Below are 17,111 nucleotides of genomic sequence, written 5' to 3' on the forward strand. Positions count from 1 at the left end.
AAACGCAGAAATCTTTACTTACCGTCACACTAGCCAGCCACATCATTTAAAATGCAAAGCAGAAAGCAGTGTTGTAAGTCATAACTTGATCAGCTAAGGACGATAAGGCAAACGAATTGCGATCGCTGCGATATTACAGGCGGTTATTATCGATATTGGCGAGGCCTTTTTTTAGAGTGAAAAGGACATAATCCCGGCTGCGTTTTACACGCTCCATTAAATGACTGATAAGTTGCTCCTCTTGTCCTGGCTCATATTTCAAGTCCTCGTCGGTTAAGTGATTGTACTTGCGACGAACTTTGATTTTTAGACGGTCCCAGTCTGCTTTGCTGATTGTAATCTCTGCCATAATTTGTAAAGCTGCAAAAATAAAAATAAACCTATTTAATCGAAATGAGTTTAATATGGTAAACTTGACAAAAATTAATGCTCACTCATGAAAAAAATCATTTTTATATGCGCAATAGCCTTACTCAGTGCCCCCGCTTTTGCGCAGTCGTTCAATTTTGGGATAAAGGCTGGCGTGAACACGTCAAAGCTGACATCGGATTTTACTGATGAAAATAATCTCACTGGCTATGACGTTGGTGTATTCGCCCGTTTAGGCGGATTGGGCCTCTATGTACAGCCAGAACTTTACCTGGGCAGCAAAGGAACTAACTTCACTAGCGTAAAAGCTGATGAAAATGGCACCGAGGTAAACGCCAGCCAAAAGGTGAAATTTACAACACTGGATTTCCCTGTTCTTTTAGGAACTAAAATCGGTTTACCTGGTATTGGTATTCGTTTAAACGCAGGACCAGTTGTTTCTTTCAATCTTGACAAGGATGCGCCTTTTTCCGCGGCTTACGACGATCTTTCTGACTTTAAAAACTACAAGAACAATGCATGGGGATTGCTCGCCGGCGCGGGAGTCGACATCAGTAAAATCACGCTTGACATCCGCTACGAGGCGGGTTTAAGCAATATCAGCGAAAGTGAGAAGTATGATCAGAAAGCCAACTTGTGGCATTTCACGTTGGGATACAAGATCTTTTAAAACCAAAAAGCTCAATAAAAATGGCCGTCAGCATTTAGACGGCCATTTTATTTATACTGCAGAAATTCAATCTTCCCATCCATAGTGCTGACAACCAAAGCTTGATTGCCCAATGGGAGCATCGGGTTCACCAGTGCGTTCGAAACTTTATGCTTCCATAAAACACTGCCCGAGCGGCGGTCGACGGCGCATACCATACCGGAGTGCGTCGGTACATAAATGATCCCACCTTTTTCAATAATTTGCGATGGACAAAGTTCGTAAGGCAATTTAAATTTGGATTTCCAGGCAATTTCCATAGAGTCTGCTTTAGTTGATACGCCCAGCAGATCACCGTCCATTGTCTTAACATAAATCAGCGAACTATCCGCTGACAAACCCATTGACTCGCGTACCCGGTATTTCGGATCCTGTTTACGCCAGATAACGTTTCCGGAAGCAGCATCAAGGCAAGTCATATAACGATCGGGCGCTACAATAAAAACCCGGTTGTTAGTACCTGCCGGATAACACGCGGCAGGCGAAAACATTCGATTGGTTGACCCATTGCTCCACTTCCATGCTAGCTCTCCCGTTTGTTCATTCAGCGCATAAAAGTCGTTTGCCCAACAGCCGAAGTAGAGCTTTTGCTGATAGCTAAGCGGTTTATCAACAACAAAACCTTTCACCTGGTTAAAGCTCCACAGGGATTTTCCCGTCACAAGATCAATCGCCCTGAAAAGGCTGTCACTTGCGCCGATATACACAACATTATTTTTAATCAGCGGTGAACCGACGATCGCTTTAGCCGCCGCCACCCTCCATTTCAATTTACCTGTTTGAGCAGACAAGCAATAAACGTTTCCGTCGCTTGAACCGGCAACCGCTAAACTGCCGCTTACGGCCGGTGTGGAATAGATCTTACCGTGTGTTTTATACACCCAGGCTTTTTTGCCAGAAGCGACGTTCAATGCATAGATTTCGCCAGCCGTGTTAGCAGTGATCAGCAGTCCACCATAAATTCCCATTCCCGCGCCAACATCACTTTTATTCTGGAAAGCCCATTTAACTTTAACTCTTGGAAAACTTTTATTAACAGCGTAGGATGGCCTGAAATATCGAGTAGGATCTGTATTAAAGTGATGATTGTAAAGTTTCACTTGCGTCCACTGCTGCCGGATTGCAGTAAGCGGGCGACGCAGTTCGAAAAGCGCTTCACCATTGTTAATTGTTACGATGTTATAACCGCCAACACTATCCTTTGCCCGCAGATTAGACCGGCCCATTACTGCCGGAATGCCGTCGAAAGAATAGGTATGATTCTGGTGTCCGTGGCCGCAAAGGATCAACTGAACGTTTCGCTTTTTCAGCCGGTCGACGGCTTCGTACCAATTGTTTTGCGAAGAGTCCTGCGGATAGTGATTAAGATAAATCAACGGCATACCGGGCTGCTTCATTCGATTAAGTACTGAGTCCAACCAAACGATATTTTCGCGGGGAACCTGACCGGGCCCCATACGCATGTTCGGACCGGAGCCAGTACCGGCAAACAGATACCCTCCGTACGTGAACACGAAAGTCTCAGCGCCAAACACTTTCTTAAAAGTATTACTTCCGCTCTCCGACCAGTTGGCATCATGATTTCCCGGGATAATATACCAGGGTTTATTCAGGCTGTCGAGAATTTGCTTCGCAAGACGAATTTCCGTATCGGCACCAAAATCGGTAATGTCGCCCGTGATGACAACGAACTTCAACGAATCATTCGCATTGATGTCATTAACCGTCCTTCGCAAATCGTCTGCAGCATTATTACTGCCGATATGCGTGTCAGACACGTGAGCAAATTTGAAACTTTGGGCACCTGCACAAACCGAAAGCAGTAGTAAACAGATCAGAAGCAGATTCTTTCGCATAGCATTAATAAAAAAGCCGGACGAATCCGGCTTAATCCAAACCAACTTACCACCCTGGATTTTGAGTCAGGACTCCGGGTGGATATAATGAAATTTGTCCTGTAGGGATTGCTGACAGATAGTTTTTAGGATCGACGAAGGTACGTGTCAAGGCATCCGAATAAGGCTTAATATATCCATTAGCATCAAGCTGAACTTTTCCGTTCGCAGGCACCTTCGCACCTAAAAACGCCTCCGGATTTTTCGCTTTATCAAGATATTCGCCTTTTTTCCATCGCATAAGATCTGTATACCTGAAGCCGTCCATCATAAATTCCACGCGTCGCTCACGGCGGATCTCCCACATTAGCGGTGATATGTCTGCATCCCGCTTAGGGTCGTTAATGATTGTTCCGCTTGCGGAAACGCTTCCTGCCCCGTTGAGCGTAAGAGCTGCAATTCCACCACGTTTTCTTAAAAGGTTGACAGATTTATCCAGATCTGTTTGCGTAACAACATATTTACCGATCTTCTCAAGGATCGCACAGGTTTCAGCGTAGTTCAGGAGCACTTCCGCGTACCATAAAATCGGCGCGTCTGTTTCATTATACGGCGCGAGCTGATTTGATGCAGGCTGTAAAAATTTAGCGGGACGGTATCCGGTGCTTGAGCTTAACCCATTCACCAGGTTCCCGTTATATGCCAAGAAGTTATCTACTGTTACTAACAAACGGTTATCTCTGTTTGTACGCACATCGGTAATGGTTGCATCACCTTTATAAAGCGGCGACTGACTGATAGGTAACCCGTCGGTGGTTGTGTAAGAATCTACAGCCGACTTTGTCAAACCACTCATTTGTGTTGTACTATTGGTATAACCGATAACTGAGTGCGTTAAAATGGCTGTTACATACCTCTTATACAAAAGGATCTCCTTGTTGCCTGCAAGATCCATCGAACTGTATAGCGCTTTATAATCGCCTAACAGGTATTTTCCCGTCATCAACTTTTCGCTGGCATCTTTAGCCTGTGTTAAAAATTTCTCGGCATCCGGCAGGCCAAGTTCAGTATGATAAACCCGGTATGAACCTTCATATAAACAAATGCGTGCCTTTAACGCCAAAGCAACATCCTGGTTTACTGTATTATCCTGGTCTTTTACCCGAAGATTTGCAACCGCGTAGTTGATATCGGAAAGCACGCTGTCCATTACCAATGTTCTCGGATCACGTGCCTTATATATCTGATCAGTTTCCGAAACATCGAGCGATTTATTAATAAAAGGCACATCGCCAAACGTTTTTACCTTATTAAAATAATCCATCGCTCTGAAAAAATGGGCAACACCTTTCCAGTGTCTTTTCGCCTCATCGCTCATAGGCACCTGGTCAATACGCTCAAGCATAATATTAGCCTTGCGGATGTAAGTCCAGTTCCAGTCTGACGACGTTGTCGGTGCCGTTAGCGCGAAGTTCTGGAATGTCGAAGCCGCCTGATCGTCTGTAAAGGAAGAGAAATAAAAGTCGCCTGTGGTACCAGTTCCGAAGCCGGTAAACAGCGAATAAAAACTCCAGTTGTAAGTACGAACGTTGTTCTCGCTCGTCCAGAAGTTATCATCAGTAAACTGATCCGGTGTGTCTTTATCGAGATCTTTCGTACAGCTGCTGAAGATTGACAGCGCTAAACAAATACCGGCTATTGATTTATATAATTTCATGACTGTCTTTTCTATATCTTAAAATGTCAGATTAAGTCCGAATGAATACATTCTGTTAAAAGGGAAAGTACGACCGGTAAATCCTGATTCGCCATCGGTCATTTCCGGATCGATCGAAACTCCAACATTTGAAATTTCCGCCAGATTCTGGCCGCTAACATATACCCGCAACTTCTGCACACCATATTTCTTCAGCAACTGCTGAGGAATTGTATAACCAAATGTCACATTCTTCAAACGGCAATAAGCCAGGTCGAGCAGGTAACGCGTTTGCGGATAAAAGTTATTGCCGCTGGTTGGGAAATTTGAGATTTTTGTTGAATTGTTTCCGATATAAGGACTCGGATAAAAAGCGTTGGTGTTTTCAGGTGTCCAGTAGTTAAGCTGGTTCGCGTAGAAAATATCCGCTCCCTGGTAAGCCGGGATAATCATATTACCAAGTCCCCAGTAATCGCGTTTGCCAACTCCCTGAACAAATACATCGAGGTCAAATCCTTTGAACGTACCACCCAAACGAGCACCGTATTGATAACGAGGCTGCGTATTTCCGATTACTTTCAAATCGCCATGATCTGTAGCAGTAGTTTTTCCGGTGTTGATAACACCATCACCGTTCAGATCCTTATATTTGATATCACCGGCACCGTAAACGAAGTTTCCGTTCTGAAGCGTCGCCTGGCTCGGCGAATTTTTAACATCATCGGCCGACTGGAAGAACCCGTTAGTTTCAAAGCCCCATATTTCGCCATATGTCTGCCCTACATAATAAATACCGTTATCTATCTGTGAGATCAGCTGATTAGGATTATCCCATTTGGTGAATTTGGTTTTATTGTCAGCCAGAGTGAATATACCATATAAACTCAGCTTACTTGTAACGGGATAATTTACGTCAATACTTAACTCCCAGCCTTTGTTTCTGAAATTACCGGCATTGATCTTCGGACCAGCGGAACCAAACGTTGCGGGAACACTGGCATTTTGCAGCATTCCTTTAGTGTCACGCTGATACCAATCGAACGTCATCCCCAGATAATTCTTCCAGAAACGGATATCGGTACCGAAATCAAGCGTCTGGATTTTCTCCCAGGTGAGCGACTGTGCCACAGGAATTGGAGCACTGATACCGGTAACAACGGATGTTCCTGTTGGTGTAACCCAATTAATTGGCGAGCGGTCAGGGGCAGTTCCAGTGAAGGAGCTTGACGGAGACATAGAAGAAAGATAATATTGGCCACCTACGTTCTGGTTGCCTACCGAACCGAAAGAAGCTCTCAATTTAACATCGTCCACGGCTGGCTTTATGAATTGCATAAAACTTTCTTCGCTCAATCGGTAACCTGCAGAGGCTGATGGGAAAAAGCCCCAGCGCTGATCTTGCGAAAAAGCAGAAGATCCGTCGTAACGGCCATTCAGTTCTAACAAGTATTTTCCTTTATAGTCATAGTTGATACGGCCAAAATATCCGGCGTATGCGCCAAGAGCATGTGCCGGTATCCCATTACTAGCATTTCCCCCAACGGCTAACTGATTTCCAACTGTCAACGGTAGCTCGCCGTAATTTGGATCTAAAACGCCCTGGCGGGACGCGGTAAAGTTTATATTTTCATAATTCTCAGTATTTACACCGGCAGTCACTTTTAAATTATGACTTTCAGCTAAAGTTTTCTGATAGGTTGCATAGGCATTTAATGTATTCACCAAATACCTTCCGTCGGTATAATTTACAACATCCTGTGAGGCTGTGGCGATATTTGCCAAAGCCGGCGGAGTGCCTGCGCTCCAGAAATCCCAGGCCATGATAGGCCCCCCTGTTTCATGTCTTAGTGCATTATCACGACCAATCGTATAATCTGCGCGGATACTCAGATCCTTCGTTAACTTAAATGTTGCACCCAGGTCGATACGCGAATAATTATCAGCCACGTTTGCCTGTTGTGCCTGTGCTAAATACGCGGGTGTATGGCGAAAATACTGACCGTTGTATGTTCCATACGGAAAGTAAGATCCCCAACGCCAGAAATAGTACCAGTAGTTTTGATAGCTGTAAGGATACTCATATTTAAAATTTCGGTATAAGAATTTAGCATCTACGTCCAGCCATTTTGTTGCGGAAACATTTAATGATCCTGTAATATTGTATTTACCAAACTGATCGGGATTCATCTTTAATATGCCATTTTCGTTAGCATATCCCGCAGATAAATAGTAGCCGATTTTTTCACTTCCGCCACGTAAACTCAGGCTATGATTTTGTTCGTTGGTATACTTTTCAAGCATCACTTCTTTCGGATCCCATTCCTTGAAAAAGTAAACGCGGCCGCCGATATAATCGAAATCCTGCCCGAGGATCATTTCCGAACCGGTATTAGTTGAGGCATAATTCTTTTGCCAGTTTGCTATACCGTCACGCAGGGTTGTTAACTGCATACCAAAAATTTCCGGAGAGGTAGTTCCCGCTCTGATTGATGCATTATTCAGCGCGGTAAGCTCGGGAACCGGGTCAGCAAAGTCAGGCATGACAGTTGGTTTGTTCCAGGAAAAGTTATTGGTATAACTGATACTTGTTGGCTGATTTTTTTTTCCGGATTTTGTTTTGATCAGGATAACACCAAATGCAGCACGTGCACCGTAAATAGATGTGGAAGCAGCATCTTTTAATACTGATACACTTTCTATGTCGTTCGGATTGATTACAGACAGATCCGGGGTTTCGACGTTATCAACCATAATTAAAGGCGAGCTGTTGCCGTTTATTGATCCGACACCGCGAATGTTAATCTTTGGGCTGGCAACAATACCGCCGTTACCCTGCGTAATGGTCAATCCCGGGACCACGCCTTGAAGCGCTTTGGCAGGATCGTTTAAGGGTCTGTTTGGAAAAGTCTTTGCTACATCAACCGTCGTAACGGCTCCCGTCAGGTTTGCCTTCTTTTGCGTTCCAAATCCGACAACAACCACCTCGTTTAAGCTTTTTGCGTCACTTTTCAAAGTAACGTTTACGGCTCCGGAGGCACCAACCGTTACGTCCTGTGGCGTAGTGCCTATCGAAGTAAACACCAGCACCTGCCCATTTGCGGCACTGATAGAATAGGTTCCGTCGCCGCCGGTGGATGTACCCGATTGCGAACCTTTGATTTTCACTGAAACACCGGGCAATGGCTGGCCATCTTCTGCCGATGTTACTTTTCCGGTTACCGTCCGTTGCTGAGCCCAGCTTTGTACAACGGCCGTTATCATAACCAGAATTAATACAAGTAATCGTTTTCTCATACGCTAATTATTGTTAATGGTAAAGGGTGTGCGATAGTTGATCTAAAAAATTATAAAATCTTAAAAAAATGAAGGCCCGACGAATATTTAGTCTATAATCGAAAATAGTCTATAAGTTAAATACGCATAAACATGCAGAAAAAAGTATAAAACCGCCTAAGCAACCATAAAGGTATATAAATTTACATCCAAAAAACGCAATTTTCTCAAACATTTTTTAATAATCATGCAAAAACATGCATTACTTAATTGCAGTACTTTTTTATATTTGGAAGACTTAACGCTTCAATATGTTGAAAAGGGAACGCCATGCTTTTATTATCAAGCAAATCAATCTTCATAATAAGGTTCTCTCATCCGATCTTAGTATTCAGTTAAATGTGTCGGAGGATACGATCAGAAGAGATCTCAACGAATTATCCGAGGACGATAAAATCTTAAAAGTTCATGGTGGAGCCCTATCGAAATCCTTCCATTCGCCTTATCTTCAAAATGAGATTTACGCGCACCAGTCAAAAAAAGCAATTGCGCAAAAATCTATTTCTCTATTACATGATGGCATGAGCGTGTTAACGGGCGGTGGAACCACGATGAATGAACTGGCACGTGCAATTCCTGACAGCCTTAAGGCAACTTTTTTTACTATCAGTCCAACTGTTGCCATACAATTAGCTGAACATCCGCAATTGACGGTTATCCTTATCGGCGGACAGCTTAGCAAGGACGCCCAGGTAAACCTCGGCTCAAAAACGGTAAGCGAGCTGAATGAAATACGTGTAGATCTTTGTTTTTTAGGTGCCAATGGGATTGACTGGCAGGAAGGAATGACCGATTCGGATTGGGAGGTTGTGCAGATTAAGAAGGCCATGATTAAAGCTTCGTCTAAACTGGCTGTTATCAGCATTGCCGAAAAGCTCAATTCCGTGCAGAAGTTAAAGGTTTGCCCCGCAGGGTCGGTCTCCTACCTGGTAACTGACATGGAAAGTTCAGCCGCCGAGCTGCAACCCTATATCGACAACGGAATTAATGTCCTTTAAGCTGGGAATGATATTTTTCCCATAGTAGGAATTGTTGACGAAAAACTTTCACCGGCAACAGCTTCATTGGCAAGTATCGCGAAAAGCAGTGCTTCCTTTGCATCGGCATTGTAGCCAAGACTACTCAAATTGGACACAGCCAGCCCGGGTAATAATTTTCTAAGGGAATCCATAATCAAAGGATTGCTGGCACCGCCGCCACTTACATATACCGCCCCTTCTTTGCAGATTTTCTTTATAGCATCAGCTATTGACCTGGCGCTTAACATTGTTACGGTGGCCAATAGATCAAGGCTTGAAACAGGTTGGTTAAATTTTCTCAGGCTTTCCTCAATAAAACTGATATTAAATAATTCGGGCCCGGTGGTTTTTGGTGGATTTTCGGTAAAGAAAGGGTGAGCCAACATTTTTTCCAATAATGCGTCCACTAATTTTCCGCTTAGCGCGAGTTTGGCATCGCGATCGAAGGCAACGTTGAAATCACGTCGGGTTAACGCATCGATCAGCGTATTTCCTGGACCGCAATCCGTGGAAACCACTTTATTCACATCGCCGTTTTTGGGCAGAAAGGTAAAATTGGAGATACCTCCTATATTAAGCATGACTCTGTTTTCATCAACCGACGAGAACAGAAGATAGTCGCCGATATGAGCAAGCGGCGCCCCCTCCCCTCCGGCAGCAACGTGTTTTTGCCGGAAGTCGCTCACCGTAATAATTCCTGTTCGGTAAGCGACATGGTCACCGTCGCCGATTTGCAAGGTCGCATCCGGATAGTCTTTTAATTGATGAAGCCGTTTCGGCGAATGGAAAATTGTTTGCCCGTGGCTCGCTATAAGGTCAACATTCTCTTTCGGGAAGCTCCATTTAGTTAATGTTTTGAGAACTAGATCCGCGTGGATAATGCCAATCTCTGCATTCAGAAGGCACAGTTCTTCAATGCTTCCTTCTTTTTTTGCAAATATCTTCCTGATCTCTTTTTTGAAGGGTTCATCATAAGAGACAGATTCAAACTTGAGTACACTGGCTTCGGTTTGAATTCCGTTGTTAGCAATTCGGCATAAGGCGATATCAAGGCCATCAAGTGATGTTCCCGACATCAGACCGACAATCAACCTCTCCGGCTTTTGCAAGATTTTATACAAGCGGTCAATATCAGATTTTGCCATAATTGAATGTGCCAACGATAATAAAAAAATATTATGTTTGATTGATATGCCGGCAAATTAAATCTTAACTCTCAATAGCACAAATGTCTCAACCTTCGATCGTTCAATCCCATCGCCTACTTTCACTGGATGTTTTCCGCGGTATCACTGTTGCAGCTATGATACTTGTTAATAACCCGGGCGACTGGGGCCACATTTATGCGCCGCTGGAACATGCTGAATGGAACGGCTGTACGCCTACCGACCTCATATTCCCGTTCTTCCTTTTTATTGTAGGCGTTTCAATAGCCTATGCGCTTGGTACAAAAAAAGAAAAGAATGAACCTCAGGGAAAAATACTTTTTACAGCTTTCAAGAGGGGACTTATTCTTTTCGGACTAGGGGTATTTCTTTCGCTTTATCCAAAAGTATTTACTGAACCAGTTGAAGCTTTTAAACATGTGCGCATTCCCGGAGTTTTACAGCGTATCGGGGTGGTATTTTTTATCTGCGCGGTATTATTTATGAAAACATCGAGCCGAACGCAGATCCGGATTTTTTGGGGCATTTTAATCTTTTACTGGGCGATGATCCTGTTTGTTCCGGCTCCAGGAGCGGGTTATCCCAATATGGAAAAAGAAACCAGTATCGGCGCCTGGATAGATCGCACACTGCTTGGCGAAAACCATTTGTGGTCATCATCGAGAACCTGGGATCCGGAGGGCATTTTCAGCACGATCCCGGCAATTTCAACCGGACTGTTTGGCGTATTGGTGGGAACATTCCTGCGCCGAAAAGATAAGGCTGCCGCCGAAAAGGTTGCCTGGCTATTTACAGTTGGCGCCGCTGCCGTTATCCTTGGCTTGCTGTGGGATCTGGAATTTCCGATTAACAAGGCGATGTGGACCAGTTCTTATGTCCTTTACGCGGGCGGACTTGCATCGATTGCCCTTGCATTCAGCTACTGGTTAATTGATATACAGGGTTACAACAGGTGGACAAAACCTTTTGTGGCATACGGAGTCAATGCCATTACTGTTTTCGTACTTTCTGCCGTTATAGTTAAAACATTATGGCTCATCAAGATCGGACCAGCCGGCCCCGGACAGCTAAACGCACAGTCCTGGATGTATGCGCATTTTTTTGCGCCGAACTTTTCCCCCATTAATGCTTCCCTGGCCTGGGCGATATTTTTCGTCCTGTTTTGGCTGCTTATTTTATGGTGGATGCTAAAAAAGAAAATTATTATCAAGATATAACTACCCGATTTGTGTTGAAAGCTGTCTTATTATGAAAAATAACATGAAAATTAATATTTATATCCTTTTGCTGGCAGGAAGCATTTTACCAGCTTCCAACAGCGCGTTTGCCCAAGTAAAAAAACCTGCGGCAGCAACGGCGAAGCCCGGCGTGCTTCTGCCAATGGACCCGGCCATTAAAACAGGGAAATTAGCCAATGGCTTTACGTACTATATCCGTAAAAATACTGAACCGAAAAACAGGGCGCAGCTATACCTGGTTGTTAAAGCGGGTTCAATTCTTGAAACCGACCAACAGCAGGGTCTGGCGCATTTCATGGAGCACATGAGCTTCAACGGCACCAGGCATTATCCAAAGAACGAACTGGTTAATTACCTGCAAAAATCGGGTATCCGTTTTGGTGCCGATCTGAACGCTTACACCAGTTTTGATGAAACCGTTTATCAGCTTCCTTTGCCAACTGACAGCGCGGATGTGTTTAAAAATGGTATCCAGATCATGCGCGACTGGGCACAAGATGCCTCACTCGATCCTTCCGAAATTGATAAGGAACGCGGCGTTGTGCTGGAAGAAAAACGACTAGGAAAAGGCGCTCAGCAAAGGATGCAAAACAAGTATCTTCCGATGATCTTCAACGGATCGAGATATTCAACGCGTATTCCGATCGGCACAGAGGAAGTACTTAAGAATTTTAAGCCTGAAACTATCCGCCAGTTTTACCAAACCTGGTATCGTCCGGATCTGGAAGCGCTGATTGTTGTCGGCGACATCAACGTAGCTCAGGTTGAACAAATGATCAAACAGAAGTTTTCCGACCTGAAAACTCCGGCCAAAGAGCAGCAGCGAACTAAATACAGTATTCCATTAATCGATAAAAACCAATTTATGGCTGTTACCGATAAGGAGTTCCCGGTAACCGTAGCGCAAATACTTATAAAGCATCCGTCGGTAACTATCAAAACAACCACGGATATGCGAAACAGCATCATCCGTACATTAGGCAACCAGATGATTTCTGCACGCTACAGTGAACTGAGCAAACAGGCAAACCCTCCATTTATCCAGGGTGGAAGCAGCATTGGCGATTTTATGGCAGGACTGGATATTGCCAGCACCTTTGTAGTTGCACGTCCGGGCGAACTCGAAAAAGGATTTAAAGCTGCGGTAACAGAAATTGAACGCATAAAAAAATACGGCTTTACTCAGTCTGAGCTCGACCGCGCAAAAGAGGCGTATATGACGAACCTGGAAAACGCTTATCGCGAAAGAGACAAAACCAAGTCGGAAAGCTACGTACAGGAATATGTACAATTATTTTTGAATGGAGAAGCAAGCCCCGGCATTGCTTATGAGTACGATTTCAATAAAAAAGCGATTAGTTCCATAACCCTTGCCGATGTAAACACCTATGATAAAAGCTATTTCATTGACACGAACCGCGATGTGATCATTATGGCGCCGGAAAAGGATGCCGCTAACTTACCAACAGAAGCTACTATAAATAAATGGTTTAGCGACGTTCAGAAAGACAGTTTGAAAGCTTATGTTGACGACGTAAATACGAAGCCGCTTATGGCTGCTAAACCGACGCCAGGTAAAATAGTAGCCGAAGTAAAAGACCCGAAACTTGGAACCACAAAGCTAACCCTAAGCAACGGCGTGCAGGTTTACCTGAAGCCAACAGACTTTAAAAACGACGAGATCCAGTTCAATGCATTCAGCCCGGGTGGAACATCATTATACAGTGATGCAGATTTTCAATCGGCGGATAACGCATCAGGCATTATTGCGCGAAGCGGCCTTGGCGATTACAATGCCGTACAGCTTACTAAATACCTGGCAGGTAAACAGGCTTTCGTATCTCCATATATCGGCGAGCGAACAGAAGGAATCAATGGCTTCGCGACACCAAAAGACTTCGAAACGGCACTTCAGCTGGTTAACCTTTATTTTACCGCTCCGCGTAAAGATTCGAGCATATTTTTAAGTACAATAACTAAAGCTAAAGCCGGCCTGCAAAACCGCAGTGACGATCCAAACAGTGTTTTCTCGGATACCGTTTCCGCTGTTTTAGGTAACTATAACATTCGCAGTACCGGGCCAAGTTTGCAGAAGATCGAAAATATTGATCTGAATAAGGCTTACAGCATTTACAAAGAGCGTTTCGCTGACGCCGGAGATTTTACCTTCACATTTGTCGGTAGTTTTGATCCTGAAAAGATTAAGCCATTGCTTGAAATGTACTTAGGGTCACTCCCTTCAGGCAAAAAAGAGGAGGCAAAGAATCTTGGAATCCATATTCCAGCCGGAAAAATCAGCAAAACAGTCTACAAAGGCCAGGAAGCAAAAGCAACTGTACGCCTTGTATTCAGCGGTGAGTACCAGTTCAATGAAACGAATAACAACTTGCTAAGCGCATTGAGCGAGGTTCTTCAAATTAAACTTATAGAGCGGTTACGGGAAGAAGAGAGCGGCGTTTACAGTCCAAGCATTCATGAATCGTACGCTAAGTATCCAACTAATCGCTATTCATTTATTGTTTCATTCAGCTGCGGGCCTGAAAACGTTGATAAGCTGATTGCAGCTACATTGGATGAGATCAATAAGATCAAACAAAATGGCGCGCAACAAACAGACATTAATAAATATATTGCTGAAGAAACACGCACCACGGAAACACAATTAAAAGAAAATGATTTCTGGCTTGGCTATCTTTCCAACCAATACGAAACCAACGAAAATCCGGAGTATATTCTGAGTTATTCTGATTACTTAAAGAAGCTGAGTCCTCAGAACTTGAAAGAAGCGGCTAATACTTATTTAAGCGGGAGCAACTTTATTCAACTGGTTTTAATGCCAGAGAAAAAGTAACACCCAAGAATTCTTTATACAGAAAAGCCACATAGAGAAATCGTTCTATGTGGCTTTTTTCATTAGGGAATTTCTTAAAAAGAAGCAATCATCTTTTCAACTACCAGGTTAGAGGGAAGACTTTCATTCTTTAACCTGTCTATCGCCGTAACAGCATACGTATACCGGACGCCAGGCCTTACCGACTCATCTGTAAAAGTGGTGATCTTAGAATCGAATGATATCTTGATGATGTTTCTTGAGTTTTGGATATCCACATCTTCGCCTTCGTTAAAGCGATAAATCACGTAGCCATAGGCAGCTTCGCCATCTTCAGCCCGCAGCGGCTCATGCCAGTTTAATACGATTTGCTTGCCGGTGGTCGCCTTAGCGGAAAGTTCAATTGGCGGACGCGGCGGAACATTATCAAGCCATAACATCGAAGGCTGCAAAGCAGGATATTTATAAAGATCATATTGCAAAGAATCACGGAAACCCGCCAGGTTGCTTGTTATCGATTTGGAGCTGAAGTAAACACTTCCCTGCACCCGTGGGTTTTGCCTGATATAACGTACCTGTCGCGGCAATTGTGTCTTGTCCTGCCAGGCTGCCTTTCTTTCGGTGGTGCGGTATGGAGCCTGCCCCACATACAGATGTTTATTGTAAGTGTTAACCGACCACCAGTCGACGAGCTTTTCAAAAGCGGCTGCAGGATAGTTAAAAGGGAAGTAAATTTGCGGATTGACATAATCCACCCAGCCCATTTTTACCCATTTGCGGGCATCCGCGTATAATGCACTGTAACCTTCCAATCCACTTGTTTCGGAGCCCTCGGCATCACGTTTGTTATTCCGCCAGATACCAAAGGGGCTTATTCCGAATTTCACGAATCGCTTTTCTTTGTGAATACTATCAGATAAGTTATGGATCAAGGTATCTACGTTATGTCTCCGCCAGTCTTCGATATCCGCAAAATTATCCATGTTAAATAAGCGGAAAGTGGCCGTATCAGGCAATTGCTCTCCGCCCTCGGGATAAGGGTAGAAATAATCATCAAAATGAATTCCGTCGACATCGTACTGACGAAGCACATTCATAATAATTTGGATAATATAATCGCGCACCTGCGGAATTCCGGGATTAAACAGCTTTTTACCAGCATAGTTAAAAAACCAGCCGGGATGTGTTTTGGTGATGTGATCAGAAGTTGTGTTAGCCGGGTCCATATCAGTTGCAGCTCGGTAGGGGTTAAACCAGGCATGTAGTTCCATGCCTCGCTTGTGGCACTCATTGATAGCAAACTCCAGCGGATCGTAAAAAGGAACAGGCGCACGACCCGGCTTTCCGGTTAAAAAACGACTCCATGGTTCATTGCTTTTTGCATATAAAGCGTCGGCAGCCGGCCGTATCTGAAACATAACTGCATTTATTCCTGTGCGTTGATGGCTGTCCAGGATCTTTGATAGTTCCGCTTTTTGTGCTTCGGCCGAAAGATCTCTTCGCGATGGCCAGTCTATATTGCCTACCGTGGCTATCCAAACACCCCTGAATTCGTATTTTGGACTTTCATAAGGCGCCTGCGCAAATGCGCTAAAGCAGCTCAGTGAAGTTAGCAAGAGGCTAACGATGTATATTGTAGATTTATTTTTCAGCATTAACTTTGGAATATCCGGCAAAGATAAGAATGCTTTTATCTGCACGAAAGGAATACTTTAAGTACTTAAACCCGATTAGTTTCCCTTTATTGCATCGTTTTATTTAAATTTTATATTTGTCAATTAAGTTTAACGCACAACATTTAATAAGCTATTACGTTTGTTAATAATCAAAAATCAATATAAACAACCTCTCTTAACTAATCAGAATGGAAACAACTTACCAGGACAAATCACCCAAAAAGGATTCAAACAAGATCTATTTTCTCATTATTGTGATCCTGGCGCTGCTTGGTACGAATGCCTACCTGTTTTTTAAAGATAAAAAGGCCAACGATCGTATCGTTACATTAAGCGACGAGAAATCGAGAATGGAAACCGAGATCGACAAGATCGAAGCGGAGCTTGACAAAGCCAATAACTCCAACCTGAAGCTGTCAGATGATATGAAGAAGGAACAGGAAATTGCCCGTCAGAAAATTACCCAGCTTCGCGAACAGCTCAAAAAAGGTCAGTTATCACAAGGCCAGTTAGCTAAAGCTCAGGAAGACATTAAACAATTGCGCTACTTTGTTACAAAGTATACTGCGGATATTGACGAACTAAAAAAGCAAAACGCCACTTTACGCACAGAGCGCGACAGCTTACGCACAACCGTTAACGATGTAACTGCTAAAGCTACTGATCTTGAAAAACAGAATGAAGAATTAAATACCAAAGTAAAGGCGGCAGCGGCTATAAAAGTTGCCACTATTTCAGTAACTCCTTTAAAGGTTAAAAACAGCGGAAAAGAAACTGATGTAACACGTGCCAGCACGGCAAAGAAACTACGCATTACTTTCAATGTTGCTGACAACGCAATTGCTGAAAAAGGAATGCATGATATTTATCTCAGAATAATTGACCCAAGCGGCAACCTGATTGTTTCTGATAACACCACCATGTTTAACGCAGACAATGAAGACATGCAGTACACTTATAAAACTGCTATAGAGTTTGCAAACGACGGCAAGGTTTATAACGTTGACTGGACCAATCCTGCGGCATTTCAAAAAGGAACATATAACGTTATGCTTTACGCAGACGGCTACGCGATGGGCAAAACAACTGTTAGCCTTCGTTAATTACTTAATCACATATACGAAAGCCCTGCCGATACAGCAGGGCTTTTTTTGTGAGTTATCTTCAATTAAAAACAGACGCGTTCGTTTTTTATTTGGACGTGTCTATTTAAAAAAAGGACGTGTCCTTTTACCAATTG

General features: G+C 43.7%; 11 protein-coding genes. 5 read left to right on the forward strand and 6 right to left on the reverse strand.

Features of this window, described 5'->3' with window-relative positions; translation table 11 throughout:
* Positions 1-133 precede the first annotated feature (133 nt).
* Positions 134-349 carry a CsbD family protein gene (locus tag GS399_RS00970; RefSeq protein WP_160842637.1) on the reverse strand — a complete coding sequence of 72 codons (216 nt, stop codon included), beginning with the start codon at positions 347-349 and terminating at the stop codon, positions 134-136.
* An 87-nt stretch (positions 350-436) separates the two neighbouring features.
* On the opposite strand from GS399_RS00970, the gene GS399_RS00975 reads away from it, so the two are divergent.
* Complete coding sequence (locus GS399_RS00975) at positions 437-1,039, forward strand: porin family protein (protein WP_160842638.1); 603 nt, start codon at positions 437-439, stop codon at positions 1,037-1,039.
* A 47-nt stretch (positions 1,040-1,086) separates the two neighbouring features.
* Here GS399_RS00975 and GS399_RS00980 read toward each other — a convergent pair whose 3' ends face one another.
* The 3 genes from GS399_RS00980 to GS399_RS00990 are packed head-to-tail and all read right to left on the reverse strand — an operon-like array spanning position 1,087 to position 7,903.
* A complete protein-coding gene (locus GS399_RS00980) occupies positions 1,087-2,934 on the reverse strand; it encodes an outer membrane protein assembly factor BamB family protein (protein WP_160842639.1) in 1,848 nt (615 codons plus the stop codon).
* A 46-nt stretch (positions 2,935-2,980) separates the two neighbouring features.
* Positions 2,981-4,630, reverse strand: coding sequence for a RagB/SusD family nutrient uptake outer membrane protein (locus GS399_RS00985; protein ID WP_160842640.1), 1,650 nt, complete (start codon positions 4,628-4,630; stop codon positions 2,981-2,983).
* An 18-nt stretch (positions 4,631-4,648) separates the two neighbouring features.
* Positions 4,649-7,903: a SusC/RagA family TonB-linked outer membrane protein gene (locus GS399_RS00990; protein ID WP_160842641.1), complete on the reverse strand. Its 3,255-nt coding sequence runs from the start codon at positions 7,901-7,903 to the stop codon at positions 4,649-4,651.
* 290 nt (positions 7,904-8,193) lie between these two features.
* Here GS399_RS00990 and GS399_RS00995 point away from each other — a divergent pair, with 290 nt between their 5' ends.
* Positions 8,194-8,940, forward strand: coding sequence for a DeoR/GlpR family DNA-binding transcription regulator (locus GS399_RS00995; RefSeq protein ID WP_160842643.1), 747 nt, complete (start codon positions 8,194-8,196; stop codon positions 8,938-8,940).
* Here GS399_RS00995 and GS399_RS01000 read toward each other — a convergent pair.
* On the reverse strand, positions 8,937-10,106 hold the full coding sequence (locus GS399_RS01000) for an anhydro-N-acetylmuramic acid kinase (protein WP_160842644.1): 1,170 nt from the start codon (positions 10,104-10,106) through the stop codon (positions 8,937-8,939). The genes GS399_RS00995 and GS399_RS01000 overlap by 4 nt on opposite strands.
* A gap of 83 nt (positions 10,107-10,189) precedes the next feature.
* Between GS399_RS01000 and GS399_RS01005 the strand changes: the two genes are divergently transcribed.
* Together GS399_RS01005 and GS399_RS01010 are read left to right on the forward strand one after the other, a co-directional pair.
* Positions 10,190-11,344 (forward strand): acyltransferase family protein, encoded by a 1,155-nt coding sequence (locus tag GS399_RS01005; RefSeq protein ID WP_160842645.1) that lies wholly within the window; start codon positions 10,190-10,192, stop codon positions 11,342-11,344.
* Positions 11,345-11,387: 43 nt separating this feature from the next.
* Complete coding sequence (locus tag GS399_RS01010; RefSeq protein WP_160842646.1) at positions 11,388-14,216, forward strand: M16 family metallopeptidase; 2,829 nt, start codon at positions 11,388-11,390, stop codon at positions 14,214-14,216.
* A gap of 74 nt (positions 14,217-14,290) precedes the next feature.
* On the opposite strand, the gene GS399_RS01015 is transcribed toward GS399_RS01010, so the two are convergent.
* Positions 14,291-15,850 carry a glycoside hydrolase family 10-like protein gene (locus GS399_RS01015; protein ID WP_160842647.1) on the reverse strand — a complete coding sequence of 520 codons (1,560 nt, stop codon included), beginning with the start codon at positions 15,848-15,850 and terminating at the stop codon, positions 14,291-14,293.
* A 209-nt stretch (positions 15,851-16,059) separates the two neighbouring features.
* On the opposite strand from GS399_RS01015, the gene GS399_RS01020 reads away from it, so the two are divergent.
* The gene (locus tag GS399_RS01020; RefSeq protein ID WP_160842648.1) at positions 16,060-16,974 is read left to right on the forward strand and encodes a DUF8428 domain-containing protein; all 915 of its coding nucleotides are present in this window, start codon (positions 16,060-16,062) and stop codon (positions 16,972-16,974) included.
* Positions 16,975-17,111: the final 137 nt, after the last annotated feature.

The organism is Hufsiella arboris (assembly GCF_009834875.1).
Lineage (GTDB): Bacteria > Bacteroidota > Bacteroidia > Sphingobacteriales > Sphingobacteriaceae > Hufsiella_A > Hufsiella_A arboris.

Excerpts from the sequence above, each read along its gene's own strand:
- GS399_RS01015 (WP_160842647.1), bottom strand. The coding sequence starts at position 15,850 with ATGCTGAAAAATAAATCTACAATATACATCGTTAGCCTCTTGCTAACT.
- GS399_RS00970 (WP_160842637.1), bottom strand. The coding sequence starts at position 349 with ATGGCAGAGATTACAATCAGCAAAGCAGACTGGGACCGTCTAAAAATC.
- GS399_RS01010 (WP_160842646.1), top strand. The coding sequence starts at position 11,388 with ATGAAAATTAATATTTATATCCTTTTGCTGGCAGGAAGCATTTTACCA.
- GS399_RS01020 (WP_160842648.1), top strand. The coding sequence starts at position 16,060 with ATGGAAACAACTTACCAGGACAAATCACCCAAAAAGGATTCAAACAAG.
- GS399_RS01005 (WP_160842645.1), top strand. The coding sequence starts at position 10,190 with ATGTCTCAACCTTCGATCGTTCAATCCCATCGCCTACTTTCACTGGAT.
- GS399_RS00985 (WP_160842640.1), bottom strand. The coding sequence starts at position 4,630 with ATGAAATTATATAAATCAATAGCCGGTATTTGTTTAGCGCTGTCAATC.
- GS399_RS00980 (WP_160842639.1), bottom strand. The coding sequence starts at position 2,934 with ATGCGAAAGAATCTGCTTCTGATCTGTTTACTACTGCTTTCGGTTTGT.
- GS399_RS00995 (WP_160842643.1), top strand. The coding sequence starts at position 8,194 with ATGTTGAAAAGGGAACGCCATGCTTTTATTATCAAGCAAATCAATCTT.
- GS399_RS01000 (WP_160842644.1), bottom strand. The coding sequence starts at position 10,106 with ATGGCAAAATCTGATATTGACCGCTTGTATAAAATCTTGCAAAAGCCG.
- GS399_RS00975 (WP_160842638.1), top strand. The coding sequence starts at position 437 with ATGAAAAAAATCATTTTTATATGCGCAATAGCCTTACTCAGTGCCCCC.
- GS399_RS00990 (WP_160842641.1), bottom strand. The coding sequence starts at position 7,903 with ATGAGAAAACGATTACTTGTATTAATTCTGGTTATGATAACGGCCGTT.